This is a genomic window from Amazonocrinis nigriterrae CENA67 (assembly GCF_016056305.1).
Classification (GTDB): Bacteria; Cyanobacteriota; Cyanobacteriia; order Cyanobacteriales; family Nostocaceae; genus Amazonocrinis; species Amazonocrinis nigriterrae.
This window is the reverse complement of record NZ_JAECZC010000111.1, coordinates 70,959-95,420: the sequence shown is the minus strand read 5'-3', so window position 1 is coordinate 95,420 and position 24,462 is coordinate 70,959. Positions and strand designations below refer to the sequence as shown.

At 42.4% G+C, this 24,462-nt stretch carries 20 protein-coding genes; 13 read left to right on the top strand and 7 right to left on the bottom strand.

Annotated elements, in window-relative coordinates:
- Positions 1-134: 134 nt before the first annotated feature.
- Entirely contained in the window at positions 135-488 is a 354-nt protein-coding gene (gene patD, locus I8748_RS34010) for a heterocyst frequency control protein PatD (RefSeq protein ID WP_198128880.1), read from the bottom strand.
- Between the two features lie 297 nt (positions 489-785).
- Between patD and I8748_RS34005 the strand changes: the two genes are divergently transcribed.
- Positions 786-3,056: a RelA/SpoT family protein gene (locus I8748_RS34005; protein ID WP_198128879.1), complete on the top strand. Its 2,271-nt coding sequence runs from the start codon at positions 786-788 to the stop codon at positions 3,054-3,056.
- 88 nt (positions 3,057-3,144) lie between these two features.
- On the opposite strand, the gene I8748_RS34000 is transcribed toward I8748_RS34005, so the two are convergent.
- Positions 3,145-4,044: an alpha/beta fold hydrolase gene (locus tag I8748_RS34000; RefSeq protein ID WP_198128878.1), complete on the bottom strand. Its 900-nt coding sequence runs from the start codon at positions 4,042-4,044 to the stop codon at positions 3,145-3,147.
- A gap of 576 nt (positions 4,045-4,620) precedes the next feature.
- Here I8748_RS34000 and I8748_RS33995 point away from each other — a divergent pair.
- From I8748_RS33995 to I8748_RS33975, 5 genes are all read left to right on the top strand, one after another.
- Positions 4,621-5,175 (top strand): thioredoxin family protein, encoded by a 555-nt coding sequence (locus I8748_RS33995; RefSeq protein ID WP_198128877.1) that lies wholly within the window; start codon positions 4,621-4,623, stop codon positions 5,173-5,175.
- 70 nt (positions 5,176-5,245) lie between these two features.
- Positions 5,246-5,974, top strand: a complete 729-nt coding sequence (gene pyrH, locus I8748_RS33990) for a UMP kinase (protein WP_096555788.1) — start codon at positions 5,246-5,248, stop codon at positions 5,972-5,974.
- Complete coding sequence (gene frr / locus I8748_RS33985) at positions 5,961-6,509, top strand: ribosome recycling factor (RefSeq protein WP_096555790.1); 549 nt, start codon at positions 5,961-5,963, stop codon at positions 6,507-6,509. The genes pyrH and frr overlap by 14 nt, the downstream gene beginning before the upstream one ends.
- Before the next feature lie 566 nt (positions 6,510-7,075).
- Entirely contained in the window at positions 7,076-8,197 is a 1,122-nt protein-coding gene (locus I8748_RS33980) for a geranylgeranyl reductase family protein (RefSeq protein ID WP_198128876.1), read from the top strand.
- A gap of 352 nt (positions 8,198-8,549) precedes the next feature.
- Positions 8,550-9,422 (top strand): MBL fold metallo-hydrolase, encoded by an 873-nt coding sequence (locus I8748_RS33975; RefSeq protein WP_198128875.1) that lies wholly within the window; start codon positions 8,550-8,552, stop codon positions 9,420-9,422.
- Between the two features lie 59 nt (positions 9,423-9,481).
- Here I8748_RS33975 and I8748_RS33970 read toward each other — a convergent pair whose 3' ends face one another.
- Both I8748_RS33970 and I8748_RS33965 read right to left on the bottom strand, forming a co-directional pair.
- Positions 9,482-10,024, bottom strand: coding sequence for an ImmA/IrrE family metallo-endopeptidase (locus I8748_RS33970; protein WP_198128874.1), 543 nt, complete (start codon positions 10,022-10,024; stop codon positions 9,482-9,484).
- Between the two features lies 1 nt (position 10,025).
- Positions 10,026-10,349, bottom strand: coding sequence for a helix-turn-helix domain-containing protein (locus I8748_RS33965; RefSeq protein ID WP_198128873.1), 324 nt, complete (start codon positions 10,347-10,349; stop codon positions 10,026-10,028).
- A 284-nt stretch (positions 10,350-10,633) separates the two neighbouring features.
- Here I8748_RS33965 and I8748_RS33960 point away from each other — a divergent pair, with 284 nt between their 5' ends.
- From I8748_RS33960 to I8748_RS33950, 3 genes are read left to right on the top strand one after another with little or no spacing between them, the layout of a single operon-like run.
- Positions 10,634-11,755: a pPIWI_RE_Y domain-containing protein gene (locus tag I8748_RS33960; RefSeq protein ID WP_198128872.1), complete on the top strand. Its 1,122-nt coding sequence runs from the start codon at positions 10,634-10,636 to the stop codon at positions 11,753-11,755.
- A 3-nt stretch (positions 11,756-11,758) separates the two neighbouring features.
- Positions 11,759-15,112, top strand: coding sequence for a pPIWI_RE_Z domain-containing protein (locus I8748_RS33955; RefSeq protein WP_198128871.1), 3,354 nt, complete (start codon positions 11,759-11,761; stop codon positions 15,110-15,112).
- Positions 15,112-17,790 (top strand): pPIWI_RE module domain-containing protein, encoded by a 2,679-nt coding sequence (locus I8748_RS33950; RefSeq protein ID WP_198128870.1) that lies wholly within the window; start codon positions 15,112-15,114, stop codon positions 17,788-17,790. The genes I8748_RS33955 and I8748_RS33950 overlap by 1 nt, the downstream gene beginning before the upstream one ends.
- A 21-nt stretch (positions 17,791-17,811) precedes the next feature.
- Here I8748_RS33950 and I8748_RS33945 read toward each other — a convergent pair whose 3' ends face one another.
- The 3 genes from I8748_RS33945 to I8748_RS33935 form a co-directional block, all read right to left on the bottom strand.
- The gene (locus I8748_RS33945) at positions 17,812-19,503 is read right to left on the bottom strand and encodes an NAD-binding protein (protein ID WP_198128869.1); all 1,692 of its coding nucleotides are present in this window, start codon (positions 19,501-19,503) and stop codon (positions 17,812-17,814) included.
- 202 nt (positions 19,504-19,705) lie between these two features.
- Positions 19,706-19,843: a hypothetical protein gene (locus I8748_RS33940; protein ID WP_198128868.1), complete on the bottom strand. Its 138-nt coding sequence runs from the start codon at positions 19,841-19,843 to the stop codon at positions 19,706-19,708.
- Between the two features lie 683 nt (positions 19,844-20,526).
- Entirely contained in the window at positions 20,527-21,744 is a 1,218-nt protein-coding gene (locus I8748_RS33935; RefSeq protein WP_198128867.1) for an HhoA/HhoB/HtrA family serine endopeptidase, read from the bottom strand.
- 497 nt (positions 21,745-22,241) lie between these two features.
- Here I8748_RS33935 and I8748_RS33930 point away from each other — a divergent pair, with 497 nt between their 5' ends.
- The 4 genes from I8748_RS33930 to I8748_RS35940 all read left to right on the top strand — a co-directional run bounded on the left by I8748_RS33930 (position 22,242) and on the right by I8748_RS35940 (position 24,443).
- Positions 22,242-22,643 (top strand): metal-sensing transcriptional repressor, encoded by a 402-nt coding sequence (locus I8748_RS33930; protein ID WP_198128866.1) that lies wholly within the window; start codon positions 22,242-22,244, stop codon positions 22,641-22,643.
- A gap of 155 nt (positions 22,644-22,798) precedes the next feature.
- A complete protein-coding gene (locus tag I8748_RS33925) occupies positions 22,799-23,797 on the top strand; it encodes an AAA family ATPase (RefSeq protein ID WP_318781320.1) in 999 nt (332 codons plus the stop codon).
- Positions 23,794-24,285: a DUF4276 family protein gene (locus tag I8748_RS33920; RefSeq protein ID WP_263977123.1), complete on the top strand. Its 492-nt coding sequence runs from the start codon at positions 23,794-23,796 to the stop codon at positions 24,283-24,285. The genes I8748_RS33925 and I8748_RS33920 overlap by 4 nt, the downstream gene beginning before the upstream one ends.
- Positions 24,267-24,443 (top strand): DUF4276 family protein, encoded by a 177-nt coding sequence (locus I8748_RS35940; protein WP_318781323.1) that lies wholly within the window; start codon positions 24,267-24,269, stop codon positions 24,441-24,443. Before I8748_RS33920 ends, I8748_RS35940 begins: the two co-directional genes overlap by 19 nt.
- Positions 24,444-24,462: the final 19 nt, after the last annotated feature.

The window sequence follows — 24,462 nt, the reverse complement described above, 5'->3', positions numbered from 1 at the left end:
TTGGTCACAAAACTTCGGGTAGCAAGACTGTAGTCATCCAGAGACTTTGGCAATTGGACTTGTAATTGAAATAACTATCTATCAAAAGACGTAGATGGGATGATAGGATAACCAAATAAAAAGGAGAACAATAGCTATTTTTCTTCTTGATATTCTTGTTGAAGGATGGCATCACAGTATCCGATGAGAGTACTCAGGCGATCGCCAATTGTTTCAAGTCTGGTTTTTGCAGTGGCTAACTGACGCGCCCCTTGGAAAAACATGATATCTATTTCCAGCAAGCGCAACTGTTTACTAATCTCGGTTCGATAAGACAGCACCCGCGAGTCTTCATCTGCCAAAGGTATAATTTGCTGCTGAAACATTTGTTGCAAAGAAGCTAACCGCTGCCGCAACTGGGGTGCATCTATTTGGGTAGAGGTGGCATCAAGACGTAGTTCCTTTAGCAAGGTTGCTAAGTCCTGATATTTCTGACGATTTAGAGACATCCAGTGCTAGTTAAGATAGTATTAATGTCAAGAAATTTATCTTCTACAATAAACCTTCTCAGTTTCTTCTTAAAACCACAAGCCTCAAATCATGCTTTGAGGCTTTATTTGCCATCCGTGGATTGGCGGAATTATGATCCTTTAACCCCACGCAGGATGATTTCCATAGACCATTGGGCAATCATCTTCATACTCTTGTTTTCTACCCCTGTTTTGGGTAACAGCATCTACTAACAGCAGTGCTGTCAGTTTTATCCATATCTCAACCTATACACCGATCCCCCTAGACTCGATTGTATGAGCAGCATAGCTATAAATTCCTCAATTGATCTTGCCCTTCCAGAATGGTTAAAGAAATGTTTGAAGGAGTCATCGGCGGCAAGTAGCAGCGAAATGGACGACCGAAGACACAGTGATATGGTCTTGATTGGTCGTGCATTTGAGTTTGCTTACCAACTGCATCAAGGTCAATACCGCAAATCAGGAGAACTATACATCAGTCATCCCGTTGCTGTGGCTGGATTACTACGTGATTTAGGGGGCAGTCCTGCTATGATAGCAGCTGGATTTCTCCATGATGTAGTTGAAGATACAGATATTACAATTGAAGAAATAGAAGAGCGCTTTGGGCATGAAGTCCGCCAATTAGTCGAAGGTGTCACCAAGCTTTCTAAAATCAATTTTAAAAGTAAAACCGAAAGCCAAGCGGAAAACTTTCGCCGCATGTTTTTGGCAATGGCGCAAGATATTAGGGTAATTGTGGTCAAGCTGGCAGACCGTTTACATAATATGCGAACTCTACAGTATATGTCAGAGTCCAGCCGCCGCCGCAGTGCCCAGGAAACGCGAGATATTTTTGCGCCTTTAGCCAATCGCTTGGGGATCTGGCGGATCAAATGGGAACTGGAAGATTTAGCTTTTAAATACCTGGAACCTGAAGCTTACCGGGAAATACAGCAGCTTGTTTCCGAAAAACGCACGGCACGAGAAGAGAAATTGGCAAAAGCTACTGAAATTTTGCGCGATCGCTTGCAGCAAGCCGGAATTCACTGCCAGGATATCAGCGGTCGTCCCAAACACCTTTATAGCATTTACCAAAAAATGCAGCGGCAGCAAAAGGAATTTCATGAAATTTATGATTTGGCAGCCCTGCGAATTATCGTCCAGACTAATGAGGAATGTTATCGTGCTTTGGCAGTGGTTCACGATGCCTTTCGCCCGATCCCAGGCAGATTTAAAGACTACATTGGCTTGCCCAAGCCCAACCGTTACCAATCATTGCACACCGGCGTCATAGGGCTGACAGGTCGTCCTCTGGAGGTGCAAATTCGCACTATCGAAATGCATCACATTGCTGAGTATGGAATTGCAGCCCATTGGAAGTATAAAGAAACTGGCACTTCTACCAGCAGCCATTTGACAGCAACAGATGAAAAGTTTACTTGGTTGCGCCAGCTGCTGGAATGGCAAAGCGACCTCAAGGATGCTCAAGAATATCTCGACAGTGTAAAAGATAATTTATTTGAAGATGATGTTTATGTCTTCACCCCTAAGGGAGATGTTGTACCCTTAAGCCCTGGTTCTACCAGTATAGATTTTGCTTATCGGATTCATACAGAAGTGGGGAACCACTGTGCAGGGGCGCGGGTGAATGGACGGATGGTACCGCTGTCTACGCGACTGCAAAATGGGGATATTGTAGATATTATCACCCAAAAGAACAGCCATCCGAGTTTAGATTGGTTGAACTTTGTCAGAACCTCAGCAGCCAAGTATCGCATTAAGCAATGGTACAAGCGATCGCGCCGCGAAGAAAATGTCATCCGTGGACGAGAATTGTTAGAAAAAGAACTGGGTAAAACTGGTTTTGATAATTTGTTGAAGTCAGAAGCAATGCAGACTGTGGCTGAAAAATGTAATTACCACAGTGTCGAAGATTTAGTTGCGGGATTGGGTTACGGTGAAGTCACACTGAATTTAGTGCTAAATCGATGGCGAGAAGTGGCGAAAGGACAACAACCCGTTACCATTGCGCCTCCATTTCTTCCCAAAGAAGGAAGTTCACTTAAAGCTTTGCGGGATGCACCACCAAGTACTTGTCGCTCAACTGATTCGCCCATAATTGGAGTAGAAGGTTTGGTGTATCATCTTGCTGGATGTTGTACTCCGATTCCTGGCGAACCAATTATTGGTGTAGTCACCAGAGGTAGGGGAATTTCGATTCATCGCCAAGGATGTCATAATCTGGAGAATGTGGAATTTGAGCGCTTAGTACCAGTGAGATGGAACCCAGCAGCGGAAAATAGCGGTTGTCATCACACTTACCCAGTGGAAATTCAGATCGAAGCCCTTGACCGTGTGGGAGTGTTAAAAGATATTTTGTCACGGTTAAGCGACCAAAGCATTAATGTGCGTCATGCTCAGGTAAAAACCGCTACAGGTCAACCAGCGTTAATGGATTTAGGAATAGATATACGCGATCGCTCTCAACTAGAACAAGTATTCATCCAAATTAAGAAAATGAGCGACATTTTGAATATACGCCGTGTTGGGCAGATAGACGAGTAGTAGATGCAGGGGGGATGGGGAGATGAGGGGGATGAGGGAGAAATAATGTACAGACGATTCGGCGAATCGTCTCTACTATCCCTAACTCCTAACTTTGCTTTATGGAGCTTTGAATCCAATCTTTGATTATTGGATTAACTAACTCTGGTGCTTCGTCTTGAGGACAATGACCAACACCTTCTAATGGAATAAACTTGACCACTTGGGGAAAGTTAGCTAACTCTCTACCTAACTCTATTGGTTCCCAAGGGTCAGCTGTTCCCCATAAAATAATGGCAGGGCATGGTAACAGGGGTAAAAGGTCTTCTGGTAGCGGCCCACAAGAGTAAGCAGTAAAGGACAGGAAGACCGCTACAGCACCGGGATCGCTGGCTGGTGCAGTCAAAATATCTACCAATTCATCTGTAACCACTTCACTGTTAGCATAGGCTTGCAGCAAAATTTTCCGCACTGTTTTTGGTTTGGCAACTTGATTGAAAAAGAAGCTACCAATTGGTTTAATCGCTAATAAACGCTGCAAAATAGGTGCGCCGTAACGACGCGACCACGGTAGACTTACTCGTTTGCGATCGTGCAACAGACGCAAAGAACAGTTGAGCAAGGCAACTCCCAAGGCAATATCCGGGTTACTGACTGCTGTTTGCAAAGCTACAATGCAGCCAATAGAATTTCCCACCAGAAAAGCAGGCTCACCCACTACTTCGCGGCAAAAATCAGCTACTTGCTGTCCCCAAGTTTCTAGTGTATAAAAAATTTTTTCACCTGGTTCAGGTTTGGCTGAACCTCCAAAACCAATTAAATCAATAGCATAAACGCGACAATTTTCCGCTAAGACTGGTATATTTTTTCGCCAATGCCACAATGAGGCTCCAAAACCATGAACCAGAATCACAGCTGGGCCAGCAGTTCCTTCGGTTTGGTAGGAGATGGGAAAACCTTGCCAAATCCAAGTTTTTGTAGATGTAAACGCGGTTGTAGAAGTCGTCATGGTAAATTACTCAGGATACAGAGAGATTAAGTATATATAGTTACTGTACACAGTCTTTTTTTAACTTCGATTCAAGTGAAAACAGTACTGCCCCTAATTTTGGTGACGCTTTTTTTAAATTTTGTTATTTTTATTTATCATACTTTACAAAATGTAATATGGCTTTTTTGGCGAGGGAAACACTAGCGATCGCTACATCTGTGACGGCTTATAAGCGCAAATCTAGTAATAACACTGAAACCAGAGAAATATTGTAAAGGCTTTACAAGCAATTTATGTACAGTATTGAGTGTTGATGCAGATGGAGACTTAACTAATAATTGCGAACGCTCAATTTACAACTGTGCTTATATAATTTAACGAATTGCGCTGCCTGTGTGTAACTCACCAGATAATTGTGGCTAATGTAATGAAATTAGCATCGGTAGTAGTTTCAGTAGTTTCACAATTTACGGCTTCTAAATGAATCTATAAAATGTTGGTTACTAAGTATTCGGTTAAAAATTGGTTTGCACCAGAAATTGACGCTAAATTCACCTAGATTATTGTATTACTAGCTCCTTGCGGCCAAATAAGATGACTATATTAGAAACAGTTTATACTCCTGTTGGTAACTACGCACCAGATTTTGAACTGCCAGGAATTGACAATCAAGTACACCATCTTAGCCGTTATCTAGAAAAGTTCCGTGCAGTTGGCGTCATTTTTATGTGCAACCACTGTCCTTACGTAAACTTATATCTAGATAGGCTAAAAAGCATTCAAGCCGAATTTGCCCCAAATGGCTTTACACTCATCGGCATGAACGGCAGTGATGTTACTGAGCATCCTAGAGAAATTTTTGAAAATATGAAAGCTTTTGCTAGTGATCATCAGTTGAATTTTCCGTACCTATGGGATTCAACGCAAGATGTGACTAAGAGCTTTGGTGCGAGTAAAACGCCAATGGCTTTCTTAATAGATAGTGATGGGATATTGCGCTATAAAGGTCAAATTGACAATCATCCTCAAGAACCGTTATTTGTAGGAGAGGAATATTTGAGAAACGTGATCGCCTCTCTGTTTGCAAATCAAGCAATTAACATTCCAGAAACAGAGCCAGTAGGTACTTCATTGATTTGGCGGAACTAGACATAGATAGGCACTCTACTGTTATCTTAAATTGGAGGCAATTGCAACTTTTTTGATAAAGCGTAACTTCATGGGAACGAATTACCGACGGGTTTTACTTAAACTGAGCGGTGAAGCCTTAATGGGCAACATGGGCTATGGCATTGATCCAGAAGTGGTCAAAGAGATAGCACAAGAGGTAGCAGAGGTAGTAGCCACAGGCGTTCAAATCGCCATCGTCGTTGGCGGCGGCAATATTTTTCGAGGCGTCAAAGCGGCGTCGGCGGGGATGGATAGGGCAACCGCTGACTACATAGGAATGATTGCCACGGTAATGAACGCCATGACGCTACAAGATTCACTGGAGCGAATAGGGGTACAGACACGGGTACAGACTGCGATCGCTATGCAAGAATTAGCAGAGCCCTATATCCGTCGTCGCGCCATCCGTCATCTAGAAAAAGGACGGGTGGTTATTTTTGGTGCTGGTTCTGGAAATCCCTTCTTTACCACTGACACCACTGCGGCATTAAGAGCTGCAGAAATTGATGCCGAAGTGATTTTTAAAGCCACCAAGGTAGACGGAGTATACGATGCTGATCCCCACGTCTATCCTGACGCTAAACGCTACACCAGTCTCACTTACGCGCACGTTTTGGCCAAAGATTTGCGAGTGATGGATAGTACAGCGATTGCCTTGTGTAAAGAAAATAATATCCCAATTCTGGTATTTGATCTAACGGTGAGAGGTAATATCCACCGCGCAGTCTTGGGAGAATCCATCGGCACCCTTGTGGGAGGTTCTTGTGAAATTAGCTGAAGCTGAAAGTACGATGCAAAAAACCGTTGAGTCAACTCAACGAGCTTTTAACACGATTCGCACTGGTCGCGCCAACGCGAGTCTGCTAGATAAAGTACAGGTGGATTACTACGGTTCACCCACACCTTTGAAATCCTTGGCAAATATCAGCACGCCAGACGCCACGACGATTTTGATTCAGCCCTACGATCGCAGCAGCTTAAACATCGTTGAGAAGGCAATTTCCCTCTCAGATGTGGGTTTAACACCCAGCAACGACGGTTCTGTGATTCGGCTCAACATTCCGCCTTTAACAAGCGATCGCCGTAAAGAACTAGTCAAAATCGCTGCTAAGTATGCTGAAGAAGGTCGCGTTGCGATTCGCAATATCCGCCGTGATGCCATAGATTCCATTCGCAAACAAGAGAAAGCCTCGGAAATCTCAGAAGATGAATCGAAAGACCAACAAGACAAATTGCAAAAATTAACAAACAAATACACTGCCAAAATAGACGAACTATTGGCAGAAAAAGAAAAAGACATCACCACTGTCTAAAGCATGTAGACGCCCTTGGGGCGGCTTAACGCTCACTTTTAGCATTACCCAAGGGTAAGTAGTGTCAAGTATGAAGGTTGAAGAATGATGTATCAATTCTTTAGCCTTCATATTTCGTTTGACACTGCAAGAAAAATTAACTAGGGATACCTTGAAGCGCGATCGCTGAATATCCGTACTTAGATGTTTACTAAAAATTTATAAAATCACCTGAATAATTATTAAATTTTTTGCAATTACTGTAGAAATAAATTGTATTTTAATAACCGTTAAACGAGATCAAAAATATGAAAAAGTAAGTCATTTTTGGGGAAGAGATATAACTACATATTAATTGAGAGAATCGTTAAAAAGATTACTTTGTTCAAGAATCCTAGCCTTGACTGAACCGTATGGATTTATGGCATACTTACCTCCTACTAAAATTACTATATATGTAAAAACATTTACATAAAATGAATATTTAGCAATTTTGAGAATCAATTAAACTCTAGTCAAACCGTTTTTATTTAGATTCCAAAGATAAACTAAAGAATTAACTATTTGAGGAGCAAAAATTCAGCAATATGTACGATACTATCATTGTCGGCGCAGGCCCAGCTGGTGGAACAGCAGCATATCACCTAGCTAAAAAGGGTCGTTCAGTATTAATTTTAGAAAAAGAATCCCTACCAAGATATAAACCATGTGGGGGTGGTGTATCACCTGCGATCGCGCAATGGTTTGACTTTGACTTCAGCCCAGCTATTTCTTCCAAGGCAGACTCTCTGCGCTTCACCTGGAAATTGGAAGACCCTGTAGAAGCAAAAATAGAAACTAAAGAACCAGTCTGGATGGTGCGGCGAGATATTTTTGACCATTTCCTAGTGCAGCAAGCCCAGAAACAAGGAGCGGAACTACGGGACAATACAGAAGTTACAGGAATTGAGTTTAAAACTGATCATTGGCAAGTGAACACAGCCAATGGTGCATTTACAAGTCGCTACTTAATAGCGGCTGACGGTGCGAAAGGCCCAATGGCAAAATGGTTAGGCTTCAAAGAACGTAAACGCCGCCTAGCAGGAGCTTTAGAGGCAGAAGTTGCTGCCAATGTGGAAAACAAATCCACAATTCACTTCGAGTTTGGCTTAGTGAAAAACGGCTACATCTGGAACTTCCCCAAAGCAGACGGCTATTCAATTGGTGTTGGTACATTCATTGGTGGTGAACGCCAAGACTTTAAGAAAATTTTGGATGAGTATGCCAAATCGTTTAATTTAGACATGACAATTAGCAAACAATATGGTCATCCCCTTTGTATTTGGGATGGCAATCAAAAGCTGCATACTCAAAATGCTGTTTTAGCTGGGGAAGCTGCTTGTGTAGTTGATCCCATGACAGCAGAAGGCATCCGTCCCTCAATTTTCAGTGGCTTACTGGCAGCAGGAGCTATTAATCAGGCCCTTTCTGGTGACATAAATGCTTTAGAACAATACACCGAAGCCATGAATGAACAATGGGGTGCTGATATGGCTTGGGCGCAAAAATTAGCTCAAGCATTCTATCGCTTTCCTGGTATTGGCTACAAAGTTGGTGTCAAGCGCCCCTCTGGTGCCCAAATCATGGGTAAGATTCTGTGTGGCGAACTGCGCTATGGTGATGTTGCTGGACGTGCCCTCAAGCGTTTGATTCCTGGTTTTGGGGGTTAATCAGCCCTTTGTGTCTTAGAGGTTGTTTGAAAAGTATTATTGCTAACATCAAAGCCTAAAAAACCTAACCCCCCTACCCCCCTTCCCTACGAGGGAATGGGGCTTTCAAAGCCTCTCTCCCTGTGGGGGAGAGGTTTGGAGAGGGGTTCTTAGTATACTTTTCTACTTTCCAAACATCCTCTTAGTGTCTTGGTGGTTCAACAGTCAATTTCTTAACCACTAAGGCACAAAGGCACAAAGGCAGAGTTAAGAATTGAGACTTTTGCAAGAGGTCTAGTGGGGGGTTGTTTTTGCTAGCGTGGTGATATAGGGTTTATTGCCCGCCCAGCAAGCAGCCAGAAAGAGGTTTAACATGGCTCATTTAAATCTTCGTCGCCCCCAAAATGTCAATGGCGATTTTTATGTAGATACTACTTGTATTGATTGTGATACATGTCGCTGGATGACTCCCGAAGTTTTTTATCGGGTTGATGAACAGTCGGCAGTATTTCACCAACCAGAGAATGAGACAGAAAGATTAGCAGCACTCCAAGCGCTTTTAGCTTGCCCTACTAGTTCCATTGGCACAGTTGAAAAACCACACGATATCAAAGATGCTCAACAAACTTTTCCGATTTTACTAGATGAAAATATTTATCACTGTGGCTATCATTCGGAAAAATCTTACGCTGCTGCTAGTTATTTGATTCAACTTGCGGAAGGTAATATCTTAGTTGATTCTCCCCGATTTACGCCTCCTTTAGTTAAGCATATAGAACAGATGGGTGGAATACGTTATATGTATTTAACCCACCGAGATGATGTGGCAGATCATCAAAAGTTTGCCGAACATTTTCATTGTCAGCGGATTCTCCACGCTGATGATATTTCTGGAAGTACTCGGAATGTGGAAATACAGCTAACTGGTGTAGAAGAATTTGCTTTAACTCCAGATTTGCTAATTATTCCTGTTCCCGGACATACCAAAGGGCACACGGTTTTACTGTACAAGAATAAGTTTCTCTTCACTGGCGACCATCTTGCTTGGTCAGAAAGTTTGCATCAGCTGATAGCATTCCACAATGTCTGCTGGTATTCTTGGCCACAACAGACTCAATCAATGCATCAATTGGCTAATTACTCATTTGAATGGGTGCTACCAGGTCATGGATGGAGGTTTCATGCTGATGCTGAAACTATGCGCCAGCAAATGCAAAAGTGTATTGAATATATGGAATCATTTTAAATTTAGAGATTGTTGAAAAACCTACGTTGAGTTGAAACTCAACTTAGTTGAATTTTTGCTTATAGCTGGATATATCCTAAGTAGGCTAAGCGGAAAGTAAGCGCCTGAGTGCTTACTCTGTAAGAATCTGCCAGTTTCTTCAATCCTTCTTCATCTAGCAAATCAAGCATTTCCATATTAGTAAGATCCTTTTTGAGAAAACTTGCTGGCATAAGAAGTTCTGCCGCAAAATAATTTGCTTCTTTTTCTTCTAAATTGATGCCTTTGCTTGAATCTTCGTTACGAAGCTTGACTTGAAAGCTATAGTCAATACGGTCAACATGTACTTTTTCTCCTTCGTGTAATAGAAAATGTCCAAGTTCATGGGCAATTGTAAATCTTTGCCTATTTTTATGATGAGAACTGTTAACGCCAATAACAGCACAATGGTTTTTAAAATCTCGAATTAGAAATCCAGATAGCTTGTCATCAGCTGGTTGATATTGCACTTCCACACCCAAAGCACGCGCCAATTCTTCAACAAAAATTGGTGCTGCTTGAATACATTGATCCTTAATCAGGCGTTCTACGACCTTACAGATGTACTTCCGGCGAACTGCCATATCACTCTCTCTCTTCAACAGAATCAAAGACAGCTTTGATCCAGTGCTGTTCCTCGGGAGGTCGATCTTTCAAGAGTTCATCAAGTTCTTCTTCGGATGTAATTTTGCTCTCTGGAAGTAAGGTAGCTGGCTCAACTCGCAATGCAAAAGCTAAGTCCACAAGGGTGTGAGCTAGAAACTTCTGTCTACCTTTTTCAATATTTGTCACAGAGGTACGGGTAAGAGAGACAAGTGAGGCTAGTGCCTCTTGACTCAATCCCCGTTTTTCTCTTGCTTCGCGGATACGGCGACCTACTTGTGTATAGAACCGTTGATAGTCAGGCATTTATACAGTAAGAGAATTTGCTGCATATCTTGTCAATCCTACAATACTGTAATGATGTTAATGAGACAAACAGTTTGTATTACAAACATATTTTTTTGCAAACAATTTTAATTGACATCAGGTAAATAAAGGGTTAGACTGCTACCTAATCTTGTAATTAATACATAACACTACACATAAAACTAAATTCAAAAAATTGAGATTTGTACTCTCAATTTAGGTTTTGAGATTTTGTAGGAGTAACTCAAGTGAACAACAATTTAATCTAAATCTGGAGTGAGGTAATGACTGTTAACTTCACTAAACCACAACTTTCACCAGATGAACTAACGCTGCACTTAGTTGCTAGTGGTATCGTAAAACTTGCAGAAAGCCTCAAAAACGGTAAAGCGCCCACTCTTCCTTATCCGAAAGAACTCCAACGTGGTCTAGATAGACTGGTTTTGAATTGCTTACGTCAAGGCAGGAAACCACCACAAGGAGTCCCTGAGTTGCTTTGTTGGTGTCGTCGGCCTTTAACAGAGTGGCATTTGGATTTGTCTCAAGAAGATTTAGGCGTAGCAGATAAGCTGCTTGATGGTCAAATACCAACTGCTATTTGTGAAGAGTGGGCGATCGCAAGTTCGGATATAGAAGCGGAACTCACCCAAAAACAGTTATTGCTAAACGTAATGAGTGTTTGCAGATTGGCTGACACTCCCGATTCTTATGTTCAGTTCCGTCGTTTGTTGATTAGTCAACTTCTACTAACAGCGTTTGAGTTACTACAAATTTGTACTGAACCATTGTTAGAAAAGCTAGAAGAACAAATTCAAGCAGCTTACGAACCTGCACCGGAATCCTATGCTGTCGATGGTTATTTTCACTGTTGCGCTCACTGTGGAAATTTGATGCTTCGCACTGTCCAAGGAGAATTGATCTGTGCGGAAGATCGTTGCCGTGCCAAAAATGTTAGCAAGTCAGGTCGTCAGATTTCTCAAAAACAGCAAGTTATTTGGCTCAAACGAGGATTACGGCGCTTTATTGCTGCACCTGGTTGTGCAGAGTTAAGATTGGCAGAAAAACTAGAAAATTTAGGTAAATCAAGGCTTCAAGTCAACTTATGGCCTGATTTTGATGCCTATGATTTACGAATTGTTTTTCCAGATAATGAAGTATGGGCAATTGATGTCAAAGACTGGGCTAATCCCTTTCTGTTAGCACACAAAGTCAGGCAACAAAATCCTTTGATTCCCAGCAAACCACCTTGGATAAAAGCCTACTTTGTCTTTCCAGATGATCGCAGTGAACAACGCCCGGATTATCTACGAGCTTTTTGTAATCATTGTCCGCTACCCAAACAGATTAAGGCTAAGTTTGAAAGCGCATTCATCAAAGATGTACGAAACAAGTTGCAAAGGTGCTAGTAAATGCGGGATACAAATTCTTGGCGGCGAGAGTTAAGACGTACTTTGCGGAATCATCGATTAGAAATTGAAGCACATTTAACGTTTGCAAAATTTTGTGACCTAGAATTAGGTCTCTACCTTTTATCACAGTTAATACCAACAGCAAGAGCAGATTCTCTGTGGGTACTACTAACTGGATACCCTTTTCCAATTGCTGAATCATACAATTGGAGTGAACAACAATGGCGAATGTTGGGTAACGCACGCCATATTCTTACCCAGTTTAGAAGCGACTCCAATTGGAGGAATGGCCTAGAGCATTATTGTTTGGTAGATGAACGTCTTCGAGGTTACGAAATAGATGCAGAGTTTAACCAATTCTCCCAGCGTTCTGTCAGCATTGCTTCTAATCGTTACCACATTTATTTAAATACCTTGAATCTACCATTACAGCATCATCAAGATCCTGTGAGGTGGATTACAGAAGCAGGCTTATACGAGTGTACTGATGGCAAATATCAAGCTACAGTTGAAATTCCCCCAGAGTTAATACTCAACCCACCTACAAGTCACGACTTGTCAGGAAGAACTCAAAGAAATCAAATCACAGTTTCCAAGCAAGAACTTGTTGAAACTGCGCGTTGGATGGATTCTGTATTACATCCAGAGCTAGTGGTATCTCAAGAAGAATCCCCAAACTCTCAAACATGGGAATATCGGATATCAAGAGTCAGCTTAGAACTGTTTGGTAATAACAGTATCACTCTCACTGATGCAGACAGTCTCACTATCAATGGATTAATGCATTTAATTGGCATGGTATCGTCTGGCAAATCCACTCTCATGGATGTGCTAGCAGTTAGGGCTGCTCAACAAAAACTTCATGTAACTCTAGTTGTGGGAGATGTGATTGGAGCATTGGAGCGGTCAAAATTATTTGAGAGATTAGGTATTAAAGTTGCTCCTATTCTGGGGGTGTCAAACCGAGAACGCCATACAAACCGCTTGCATCGAGCATGGACTGCTGAACATCCCCTAGAGCCGTTTGCTCAAGAACACCAAGGCTTTCAATGGCTGAGTGCAGCCTGTCCATTAAGCGAATTACGTCGGGATGTGACGCAACCCTTTGTATCGGGTAAGCAGCCTTGTTTATCTTTGTTACGTCTGGATAATGCAGAGGAAGAAGAACAAGCACAGACAAGTAAAACCCATGCTTGTCCCCTCTACAGTGCTTGTCCATTTCACCAAGCACAGAGAGATTTAGTGAAAGCGCAAATATGGATTGCTACACCAGCCAGCTTGGTATACACTCGCGTCGCTCGACAAATTAACACTGAGAGTATTCGTTTTATTGAGTTAGTTTCTCGTCGTAGCGACTTGATCATCGTAGATGAAGTTGACCAAGTACAAGTTCAACTTGATAACATTTTTAGCCCGAATCAAAAATTATTTGGGCCTGGAGGAAATGGTTGGTTTAGCCAAGTCCAGCAACCTGTGGTGCGGCAGTTAAATTTAGAGGGTCGGGGTCAACTCGCAGATCCAGATGTTGATAGGTGGGAGCTAGCACATGATACTACTCAAACAGCTATTAGTCGGATTTACTCGTTAATGCTAAATCAGAAAGCAGAAACTGCCCTGAAGACATGGAAGAAAAACGGAGAATCCTTTACAGATTGGTTGATTTTGGACAAATTAGCAGTCAAGCTAAGTGGTACACAATTTAACAAGCGCCAATCTAATCCAGATTATCGCAGACTGATGGACTTGTTTGAGGAATACCTCAACGACCCACTTGGTGACTGGAGCAATCATCAACTCTCAGAATTCACGCGTCAACTCATCACTGTTACCAATGAAGAATTAGTATTACAGCGTTTGCATGGCTGGATCGTGCAAAACAAATCTCCTGCTGTGGCACTAACAGAGGAAGAACTAAAAGATGCGGTAATACAACTGAAGTTTGCTTTGCTTGTGGCGGCGGTTCAAGAACGTCTCAACCGAATGTTACGGGATTGGAAGCTAGTAGAGGAAACCTTCAAACTTGAAGGAGAGAGTTCACTTTTGGTTCATAACCCACCGAGGGACTATGAGCCAGTTATGCCGGTAGCATCAATGGGTAATATATTGGCATTTCAGTATGTTAGTTACAATGACAACGAACCCGGAAACTTGTGCTTTTTTAAGTGCTTGGGTATTGGTCGTTGGCTTTTGTTGCATTTACACGAACTCTTTGCTAGTGATGGCATGGCGGGGCCAAACGTTTTGTTGCTTTCTGGTACAAGTTGGGCGGGGGATGCGCCAGGATATCATGTACAAGTGCCAGTAGCGGGAATATTGCGATCGCCCCTAGAAGAGCTACAAGCAATTGAAAAAAGTGATTTTCGATTTGAAGCTTTTTATTACGATGATCAAGGTCAACAGCCAATCACTGTCTCTGGTAAGTCTGGCCACCAAAGAGTTGTCGCCCTCAAAGAACTTCTAAATAAGTTGACACAACCAAGTGGTTTAGGAGGCCCCAGCTTACTTGAGGTAGAACGTGATGCATTACCAGAAGACCGTCAGCGGATTCTTTTACTTGTTGGTAGTTATGAAGAAGCAAAGCTGACACAAGAGCATTTAGAATACATTCGACCTGAATGGCGAGATCAAATACTGCGTTTGGTTTGTGATGATGACGAATTTGAAAGCGAATGGCGCAGTAGTAGCGGTCGAAGCATCCAACGTGGACTAGTAAGTAAATTTGCCACTACTGGAGCATGGATTTTAATAGCTCCTTTGATGGCAATTGAACGCGGACACAACATTCTTAACGAAGCTGGGAAAGCAGCATTTGGAGCGGCTTACTTTCTCGTGCGTCCGCTTCCACGTCCTGATGATATTAGTTATGCCATCCACTCCATCAATCGCTGGGCTGTAGAAAAGTACAATGACGTTTCCTGGCTAACTAGTAAGTGTGAAAATAATTTGCTGACACTTGACAATGTAGGAAAAGCCTTTCGTAACGCTGCTTACAGCGAATGGCGTCGTCTTTTGCGACTACCAATGATTTACAGCACATTGGGTAATGACGAGCGTAAAGCTGTGACTTGGAATCAGCTAGTTTCCATTTGGCAAGTTATTGGACGGCTGGTACGTGGAGGTAGCCCTGCGCGTGTGGTTTTCTGTGATGCAGCCTTTGCTCGTCGTACTGCCTACCAAGATGAGCTAGGGGAAGTACCATTAACCAGTCTTTTAGTCAGTATTAAACAAGTTTTGCGCCCTTATTTTTTGCCTGCCTCTAACGGCAAAATTACTCAGAGAGATCAGGCATTAGTGCAAGCACTATACGGGCCGTTTTATCAAGCTATTGAAAATATCGGAGGCATCGCTGACTGATGAGCTACGACGAATTACGCACTCTTTCCTTTCGTCTGAAAGAGGGTATCAAGCTGCAACATAATTTTCAAATTCTCAATCTTCCAGGTAAGTCTGAGCTATTGCAGTTACAATCTGAGCTTTCAGGTCGTCCACTTGATAGAACTACTATCCCTATCAGCTTACTGAATAAGGCAATGCGGGCTTTGGTGCCAGACTTAATTTACATTGCTGCCAATGCTGGTAGAAGCGGTGAAACCCCTTGGCTGTACAGTGAGACAGCAATTAATCCACAGGCATTGTATTTGATTCTCAACGCTTGGGTACAGACTCAATTTTCCAGAGCATCGGATGCAAGAAAACGTCAAGTGCTAGAGCAACTACAGCCAGCTCAACTTTATTGGCGACCCACACAAGTCAATACAGCTAAGTGGACTGTTGGGGATAATGGCACAGCAAACTTAGGTAATGACGATCAATTTATCTTACTGCCTTATATCCTGGCTGCTCAGTTCAGCAGTCCAGATGTATCGTTAAGATTCGGTTCAGAAACTTTACATTTTCGCCGCGCTCCTTTACCTCCAGGTATCAAGGGAGCTGAAATTGTTTCTTGGAAACCACTGGAATATGAGGGCTGGTACTGGTCTGTTGTAATTACTTTTACAGTACAGACTGTACCTTTTCAAAACTTTCCTGTTATTCACGCTGACATCAGCTTACGGCGTTGGGAAAGTAAGCCAATTACTTATTTACCGAGGAATAAAGAAACTAGTGTCTATTTACTTACAAGTGTGCCTTGGCTTGAGGGGCTGCATAACTCACAAAGTTTTCAAGTCGCACCGATAGGATGGGGACGTTTGCCCTCTTCGCAAACAGAGCAAGGTAATTCACAATACGGCTGGACATGGGGGAGTAATCTAACAGCTTTACTTGATAGGCTAAATCGCCAGCATCCTTTTCCTACACCACAAAATATTGTAGATGATCCGGCATCAGCACTTAATCTGAATGATCACCCCAATGCTGCACTAGTTTATCGCAATGGTATAAAGCCTGCTCATGAAGTTGAGCCTGGGTTCGGGCCAGTTGACCGTCGTGAACTTGCCGAACAAATTGCCGAATTACTTCAATCAGAGTGGGAATTTGTGGCAGCTCCCGAACGAGTTAAGTATAGTCCAAAAATTCCTATAAATCCCTTTTTACCAGATACAACAGCTAAAAAACTAAATTCCGAGGAGGAATTTCAAAATCAACGTTGTCATGCTATCAGCAAAACCATTGGTGAGCAATTAACAGTAGAAATCTGGTATCAACGCTCATCAACACGCGATACTTTGATTCATACTTTACGTCAATTCTTAGGAATTTCAGAGTTGGAATCATTTCCTTATAAGTTTCCTAATGTGAATCTAACTTTAAATATCCAAGAATATAATTTGGGGGAGTTAGGGGATGTATTACAGCTTGATAAAAGTATCACAAACAAAATAGAGCAACGTCGTGAAGCCATTACTCAACGATGTGAAGAAGTAGAAGCAAAGGTTCCGCAAGCTTCTTGTGTAACAGTTGCATTTATTGAACTAGATGGCCCAGATAAGTTTGCTGAAAACGCTGATCCAAAAGATGCGCTTCGTATGGGATTTGCTGTGAAGGAAAGCTGGACGCAGTTTATTAGCACTGATAACACTGGAAATTTGTCGCATCGTGCCAAAAATGGTTTTTTAGATTTACTGCGTCAGTTAGGTGTACAAGCACAACCACCAAAGATAGTAATTACGATACCCCACAGTAGTCAGCAAATGATCGCAACGCCTCCACAAGTTACCCAAAAAGCTTTACCAGAAAAACTGAATTATGTTGCTTTATGGATGATCAAACACAATTCCTCAACCAGCAGTGATGGTAGTATTCAACGTGTGCCAGTAATGGTTCACATGTCCTCAGATACTACAGAAATTAAAGCGATCGCTCCTGGCTTAGGAAACACTTGGTTACCCTATCGAGAAGCACTTCTGAAAATTGGTCAAGGCGAAGTAGAAAATTACCAACGTCAAGAAGAAGCTGTAATGAGATTCATCAAGCCAAAACTTAAAGATGTTCTCTCACTTGGTGATACACTCTTGCTCTGCCACGCACAGAACATCAGAAGTGTTTGGAAATGGTTACAAAATGGAAACATCACACTTGACAAAATAGCTTTTGGTGAAGAAAAGCCTTTAGACATTAGTCGCTTTCATTCTAATAAGCTTCGGATTGTGCGAGTGCGTGATAGTCAAAATCACGAAACACCAGAGTGGTATGCCCAAAAAGACGGAGATGGCCATGGCTTTAGCGAAGGCATTTTTAAAATGGGTGAGCGCGTCTTTGCTAGCACCTACAATACGCCTAAGCAGTTTCAGTTAAACCGTAATCTTTCTAAAGCCTCGTCTTGGACAAGCATAAGTCGAAAAACAAAGGAAGAAAAAATTTATGATGCATCTCCTGATGTTTATTATTGGAATCCAGGTTTAGTTGAATTGACTGTAGCTTGTATTCAACCGAATGATGATCCAATACTTTGGGCAGCGGTAACACATGAATTACGTCATCTAGCACTCCACTATGATGAACCACTCAAGCTGCCTTGGCCTCTTCATTTAGCTAGGTTGATGGAAGATTATGTATTGCTGCTTGAGGATTATGAGGAAATAGTATCATAAACAAATAACAGCAAGCTTTCGTCAACTAACGATCGCCTGCGATCGCTCGTCGTGCCACAATTGATATAATTTGGTTGCAGACATAGTTAAGTATAAAATATCGCCATCGCTGAGGATAGTTTCTAGCAATTCCCAGCCATGAAAGGTTTTGTAATTATTTTCTAAGTATAAAGGCACACATTCAGCCAATATAGCTACATCTTTCACCCAGTGGCCGCAGAAGGGATGTAATGGTGTAATTTCTGTCGCAAAAGCTACCCACAGATTATCCGCTGTAATGCCATTGCCGAGGATTTTGCCTCCAAGTGCAGCAGCGGCGAAAGCTGGTGCTGCAAGTTCAGCAGGACTGAGTACAGCCTCGAAATCAAATAACTGTTGAGCCATTCTAGCAAAATCAGGGTCGGCATAATGCACAATCACCGGAATACTTGGTGTTAAGCCTTTAGCCTTCAAGGCAATCTCTAAGTTAGTAGCATCGTTGTTGGTGACAGCAAGCACCGCAGCAGCTGAGTTGATATTGCTGGCTTTGAGTATTGTGCGGAAACTGGCATCACCTTGAATTACTGGAATACCCAATCCTCTGGTGGAGTTGACAAATCTGTTATTAGAGTCTGTTTCAATTACTACTATTTCATGTCCGCTGGCATGGAGTTGTTGGATAATTGTGATGCCGATGCCACTCAAGCCACAGACGATGTAATGATTTCGCTGCGGAATGCGTGCTGCGTCCCAAAATTGTTTGAAGCGACTGCCTAAGACAAAATCGGTAAGCATGGCGTACCAAATACCAATCACTGCTGCCCCAATCAGCATGATCACAATAGTAAATAATTTAATACTGTCGGGAGCATTTTCTACTACTTTGTCATTACCGCCGGCTCCGGTGATCATACCTACAGCAAAATATAAGGCATCGATAAAAGAAATGTTTAACTTAGTAGCAGTATAGGTGAGTGTAGACAGCAAAATGATTGCCAGTAATACAATTGCCATCGACACCACCGATTGAGCATGTTGTTGAAACTTGCTCAGGCTGGTAAGAACTTTCAGCAGTTTTCTCACCAGTGAACGGCGGGGAGGACGGATGCGAGGTTGAGTAGCAATGACTAAGCGATCGCCTAATTTTAACTCTTCTCCAGACAGCACGGCAGAGATTAAATCTATCTCACCTTGCACAGGTAAGTAATAAATCATCATCTGCGAAGTGTCATCCCACAAATCACTCAGCTTACGACCTAGCCAAGGGTGGTTTTCATGTATATATTCTTCTTTGATAGGCCAAGTCTGCTGAAATAACTTGATTTGCCCAATGGCTTGGTTTCCCAGGGCCACAAATGTAAATACTGGTGCTGCTAAACCTACAACACTCATACTTAAATGGTCAGGCAAAGTTTGATCCAAGCGATCGCTCAAATTCGTATTATAGAGACGGTTAATAATCCGAATTTGGGGATTTAGCACCCGCGCTTGCATCATAATCGATAAATTTACAGCATCATCACAGCTAGCAATCACTAAAGTGTCTGCCTCCTGAATTGACGCTGCTGTCAGTGTAGCAGCTGCATGTAAATCACCAACAATCACATCTTTTGCTGTTTCGCCAGGGATAGGTTGGTGATGAATGCCAACAACTAACGCTCCCTGCTGTCTCAACAAACGAAAGATTTTATATCCAGTACGTCCTAAGCCACAAACAATGATTCGGGGTTTCATGAAACAGCAGGATCATCTACAGCAAGGGCTGCATTTCGAGTTATTTAGAATCATTGTTACTCACATTTCTAGGACAGAACTGTAGCTGTAAACACGATACTTACAATAAAAAAACTCCATCTTTGAGAGTGGAGTTTTTGGGAATAGGGAATTGAGTATGGTGAATGGGAATAAGTGAGCAGAATTTCCTAACAGACAGCATCTAATTCATATCGCAGTTGTCAAAATTGTCTTTGTGTTTCGGTCTTCTACCAATGCACCGACGAGATATCAACGAACCAACTAGGTAAAACTCATCAACACCTAATGTCTCCTCAGCAGTTTGAGACTGAACATTCATGAATTCGACTTTTACTGATGCCATAGTACTCATAAAATTAATAGGCTTGATAAATTTAACGCTAGATAACAATTGAAAATCACTACAAAAAATTAATCCTGTGACAGGATTTTAGGCTAAGCTTAGCCCTAGATTTAACCAGAGCTAAGCTAGTTTCATCCTCAAGATACCTATCGAGGATAAATTCAGAATTTATGCAAAAACCTAAAAAATTTTTCGTGGGCTAGTAAAACTATAACCAGAATAACGTGAGTTCGATGAACCTCTCCCCAACCCCTCTCCGACGCGGAGAGGGGCTTTGAAATTCTTGATCAAGCATGAAAAATTAAGGTTTTGAAGCCTCTGACGCTACATGCGCGGCTGTCGGCAAAGCCGGACGCCAGACGCATCAAGTCGGGAAACCCTTTCGGCAGTTGCGCGGCTGTCGGCAAAGCCGCCCAACGCACTGCCTCACCCCGGCGGTGGCTCCCCAACGCAGTGGCTCCTCCTTTCAGGGGAGAGGTTTGGAGAGGGATCTTTAAAATCTGTCGAACTCACGTCAGAATAAATCAGCCAGGAGCCAGAAATAATAGTAAAAGATAGGACAGTGCAACCAACGGTACACTGTCCTATGCTCTGAAAATCCACAAACAATACAGACCAGATTGACTATTTACAGTCATCAGCCATCAGCTATCAGCCATCTAAGAAGCATTTTGCAATTCAGCGGTACGTACTGATAGCTGCTGTGTTTGATTACCTCGTTGCACTTTCACCTGCAACACTTGACCAAGGCGGCTATCTTCTACAACATTCTGTAACTGTTCGGCGCTGGTGATTGGTCTACCATCAATTTGGACAATGACATCTCCCCGCCGGATACCAGCACTAGCAGCTGGGGAATTGGGTATAACTCGCATCACCAAAACGCCGTTAACTTCTGGTATTTCGATAGAAGAGTTGGGATCAGTGTTGTTCTGCTTTGCTAATTGAGGTGTTAAAGTTACCATTTGCACACCTAAATAGGGGTGGGCAACTTTGCCGTTACGCTGTAACTGAGATGCGATCACTTTGGCTTTATCAATGGGAATCGCAAAGCCAATACCCATAGCATCAGCACGAATGGCTGTGTTAATCCCAATCACTTCACCCCGTTCATTTAATAGCGGCCCACCAGAGTTACCAGGGTTAATAGCTGCATCGGTTTGAATAAAATCCAAGCGTTTGTCAGTGATACCAACTTGAGCGCTGGAACGTTTGAGGGTGCTGACAATTCCTAAAGTAACAGTGTTATCAAATCCTAAAGGATTACCTACTGCGATCGCCCAGTCTCCCACCTGTACATTATTGGAAGAACCTAACGATGCGACTGGTAAATCGCCACCAGCGTTAATTTTCACTACCGCTAAATCTGTGACTTCATCAATACCTTGAACTTTTCCTTCAAAGGTACGACTATCTTTGAGGCGGACTGTCACCTTATCAGCTTTATCTACCACATGGGCATTAGTTAAAATTAACCCGCTTTTGTCAATGATGAAACCAGAACCAAGACCCCGCAACTGTTCAGAAGGAATCTGTTGGGGTAGACTGTCACCAAAAAATCTACGGAAAAAAGGATCTTCCATAAATGGATCTACTCTACGGGTAATTGTCCGTTCTGTGTCAATCCGTACAACTGCTGGCCCGACAAGATTTACAGCTGCTGTGACAAAACTAGTGCTGCCGATCGCACCAGTTGCAGGAGATGGTCGTTGGGCGATTATTTCTAGGGTATCTGGGTTAGTCGCAGTATTCGGTGCAGGTTCTGCTTGTGAGGGCAATACTCGTAACGAAGTGACAGTTAACACAACACCTAAAGCGATCGCTAACACATGAGTACTAAGTTGACGTATGGAGCGAGGTAGTTTGTAAAATCGCATAATCACAACCTAATTTAGAAGTTTAATTGTTAGTTAGTCGTGACAAAACAAAGGATGTAGATGCCCTTTGAGTAGCTTCCCACGGAATAGGCTAAAGGCTAAATGTTGATATTTTATACTTCATTCTTCATCCTTCAGTTAAGAAATCTATCTACAGCTATTTTTACAGGTTGGATATAAATCCAGCGTCTTAACATTTGCTCTGAGCTTTAGGTTTCGCCTGATTCCTCCAATATTGAATTTCGGGCAGTGTGTAAACCACCTGTAATTAAAATTATTTACATATTTAGCGCCATAGCTATTATGGACATTTACCCTTTGTAGGTTCGGCTTTCACCCATTCCCTGGGGACTGGGGATGAGAGAGATGAGGGAGAAATAACTAATAACAATGCCCAATGCCCCATTCACCATTCCCCATTCTCCATTGCCCACTCAGTTAAATAAATTATTGCTCTCTAGGCTAGGATTTTAGTACTACCAGTGCTTTCATAACCCATGAATGGATCAAACCGACTAGCCAACGAATCCTTGCCTGTATCTGAGCAAACAGAACACTCCCATAATCAAGATTTAAGCCACGCGCATACAGACCATACTCATGGGCATGAAGAATCGGTGCATCCTCACATCCATAGTGAAGAGTCTTTACGGCGAATTGTCAATCGGCTGTCACGTATAGAAGGACACATTCGTGGTATTAAGACAATGGTGCAACAAAATAGCCCTTGCCCTGATGTTTTATTGCAAATTGCTGCTGTGCGGGGTGCATTAGATCGGGTAGCGAGAATCGTTCTTGATGAACATTTAACAGAGTGTATTGCTAGAGCTGCCAAAGAGGGCAACATGGAAGTTGAAATTGAACAATTAAAAGCAGCTTTAGATCGGTTTTTGCCCTGAAAGCTAGAAAATTGAAACAGAATGAAACCAGTAGATAAAAAGTCTTTATATTGGGAGACTGTTCTATGACGGAGATAAACCGTGATAAACAACTGTCGAGAATAGTTTTAAAAGGCTTCAAGTCTATCGCCAATTGTGACCTTAAACTCTCCAGAGTGAACATTTTAATCAGTGCTAATGGGGCGGGTAAATCCAATTTTATCGGCTTCTTCCGCATGGTTGGGCAGTTGTTAGAGAAGAACCTACAAGTTTTTGTGAGTCGCCAAGGAAGTCCTGATGCGTTATTACATTTTGGGCGGAAAACAACGGAACAATTAGAGTTTGAATTATACTTCGGCAATAATGGATACTTCGCTACCCTTGAACCGACCCAGGATAATCGCTTGATGTTCGCTAGGGAATCGTTCTGGTGGAACATGGGTGGTGAACGTGAAATCGGTAGGGGTCATTTCGAGACAAAGGCTTTCATCGGCACAAGAACGGGAATTGATGAATACGTTTTGCCTGCCATGCAACAGTGGCGAGTTTACCATTTCCATGACACAAGTGACAGCGCCTACATCAAACAGCCGCAGGGTATCAATGACAATGCTTATCTGCGTCCTGATGCACGTAACCTTGCATCCTTCCTGTATCTATTGCGTAACAGCTACCCAGCGTCATATCAAAGAATCGTCAAAACTATTCGACTGATTGCTCCGTTTTTTGGGGATTTTAACCTGCGTCCTGCTCCACAGAACAAGGAGGTTATTGAGTTGGAATGGTTCGAGCGGGGTCAGGATATTCCGTTTAAGGCACACTTGCTTTCAGATGGCACGCTGCGCTTTATATGTCTAGCAACGGTTTTTCTGCAACCTGAAGATCTCCAAACAGAAACAATTATCGTTGATGAGCCAGAACTGGGACTTCACCCTTACGCTATTAAGGTACTGGCTTCGTTAATCCGTACTGTCTCTAAACAAGTGATTGTTTCTACTCAGTCCGTTGAATTGCTTAACGAATTTGAAGCAAATGATGTGATTATTGTAGACCGCGATGAAGGAAGTTCTTACCTTCACAAGTTGAATCAGCATGAGTTGGAAGAATGGCTATTGGATTATAGCTTGGGCGAGCTTTGGCAAAAGAACCTCTTAGGCGGAAGACCGGCACGATGATCAGGGTCAATGTTTTCGTGGAAGGGCAAACTGAAGAAACTTTCGTTAGAGAACTGCTGTACAATTATTTTCTAGAGAAAAATATTTACCTCAATCTTATTCTTGTAAAAACTAGTTCCACTGGTAAGGGTGGAGTGATGATTTATGCCAAAATTAAGCTGCAATTAAATCGTAAATGTCTAGAAGACAAAACGGCGATCGTCACTACCATGTTTGATATGTATGCCTTGCCTAATGATTTCCCTGGATGCGATTCCATACCGAAAACTAGCGACCCATTCAAGAAGGCTGAATATTTGGAACAGGAAATGGGCAAGGATATTGCTCACAACAATTTTATCCCGAACTTGCTCGTACATGAATTTGAAGGGCTGCTGTACAGTCAGCCACAAGTGTTTGCCCAGTGGTTTGATGAAAGTGTAGTCAGTATTTTGCAAGCCGACCGTAAGCCTTTGCTTCTCCTGAGCATATTAATAATAATCCACTAACAGCGCCATCAAAACGAATTCGTAATTGTTGCAATGGCTACGATAAAGTATTACATGGTTCCTTGCTGGCGCTTGAGATTGGTTTGAGTAAAATACGTCAAGAATGTCAGCATTTTAACCAATGGTTGTTGCGTCTGGAAAATATAATTCCAAGCTAACTTCATTTGATGAGTAAAT

Bases quoted from the DNA above. Each gene is read 5' to 3' on its own strand.
- I8748_RS33955 (WP_198128871.1), top strand. From the start codon at position 11,759: ATGCGGGATACAAATTCTTGGCGGCGAGAGTTAAGACGTACTTTGCGG.
- I8748_RS34000 (WP_198128878.1), bottom strand. From the start codon at position 4,044: ATGACGACTTCTACAACCGCGTTTACATCTACAAAAACTTGGATTTGG.
- I8748_RS33970 (WP_198128874.1), bottom strand. From the start codon at position 10,024: ATGGCAGTTCGCCGGAAGTACATCTGTAAGGTCGTAGAACGCCTGATT.
- I8748_RS34005 (WP_198128879.1), top strand. From the start codon at position 786: ATGAGCAGCATAGCTATAAATTCCTCAATTGATCTTGCCCTTCCAGAA.
- I8748_RS33980 (WP_198128876.1), top strand. From the start codon at position 7,076: ATGTACGATACTATCATTGTCGGCGCAGGCCCAGCTGGTGGAACAGCA.
- I8748_RS33950 (WP_198128870.1), top strand. From the start codon at position 15,112: ATGAGCTACGACGAATTACGCACTCTTTCCTTTCGTCTGAAAGAGGGT.
- I8748_RS33960 (WP_198128872.1), top strand. From the start codon at position 10,634: ATGACTGTTAACTTCACTAAACCACAACTTTCACCAGATGAACTAACG.
- I8748_RS33940 (WP_198128868.1), bottom strand. From the start codon at position 19,843: ATGAATGTTCAGTCTCAAACTGCTGAGGAGACATTAGGTGTTGATGAG.
- I8748_RS33920 (WP_263977123.1), top strand. From the start codon at position 23,794: ATGATCAGGGTCAATGTTTTCGTGGAAGGGCAAACTGAAGAAACTTTC.
- I8748_RS33930 (WP_198128866.1), top strand. From the start codon at position 22,242: ATGAATGGATCAAACCGACTAGCCAACGAATCCTTGCCTGTATCTGAG.
- I8748_RS33975 (WP_198128875.1), top strand. From the start codon at position 8,550: ATGGCTCATTTAAATCTTCGTCGCCCCCAAAATGTCAATGGCGATTTT.
- I8748_RS33965 (WP_198128873.1), bottom strand. From the start codon at position 10,349: ATGCCTGACTATCAACGGTTCTATACACAAGTAGGTCGCCGTATCCGC.
- patD (WP_198128880.1), bottom strand. From the start codon at position 488: ATGTCTCTAAATCGTCAGAAATATCAGGACTTAGCAACCTTGCTAAAG.
- I8748_RS33945 (WP_198128869.1), bottom strand. From the start codon at position 19,503: ATGAAACCCCGAATCATTGTTTGTGGCTTAGGACGTACTGGATATAAA.
- pyrH (WP_096555788.1), top strand. From the start codon at position 5,246: ATGGGAACGAATTACCGACGGGTTTTACTTAAACTGAGCGGTGAAGCC.
- I8748_RS33935 (WP_198128867.1), bottom strand. From the start codon at position 21,744: ATGCGATTTTACAAACTACCTCGCTCCATACGTCAACTTAGTACTCAT.
- I8748_RS33995 (WP_198128877.1), top strand. From the start codon at position 4,621: ATGACTATATTAGAAACAGTTTATACTCCTGTTGGTAACTACGCACCA.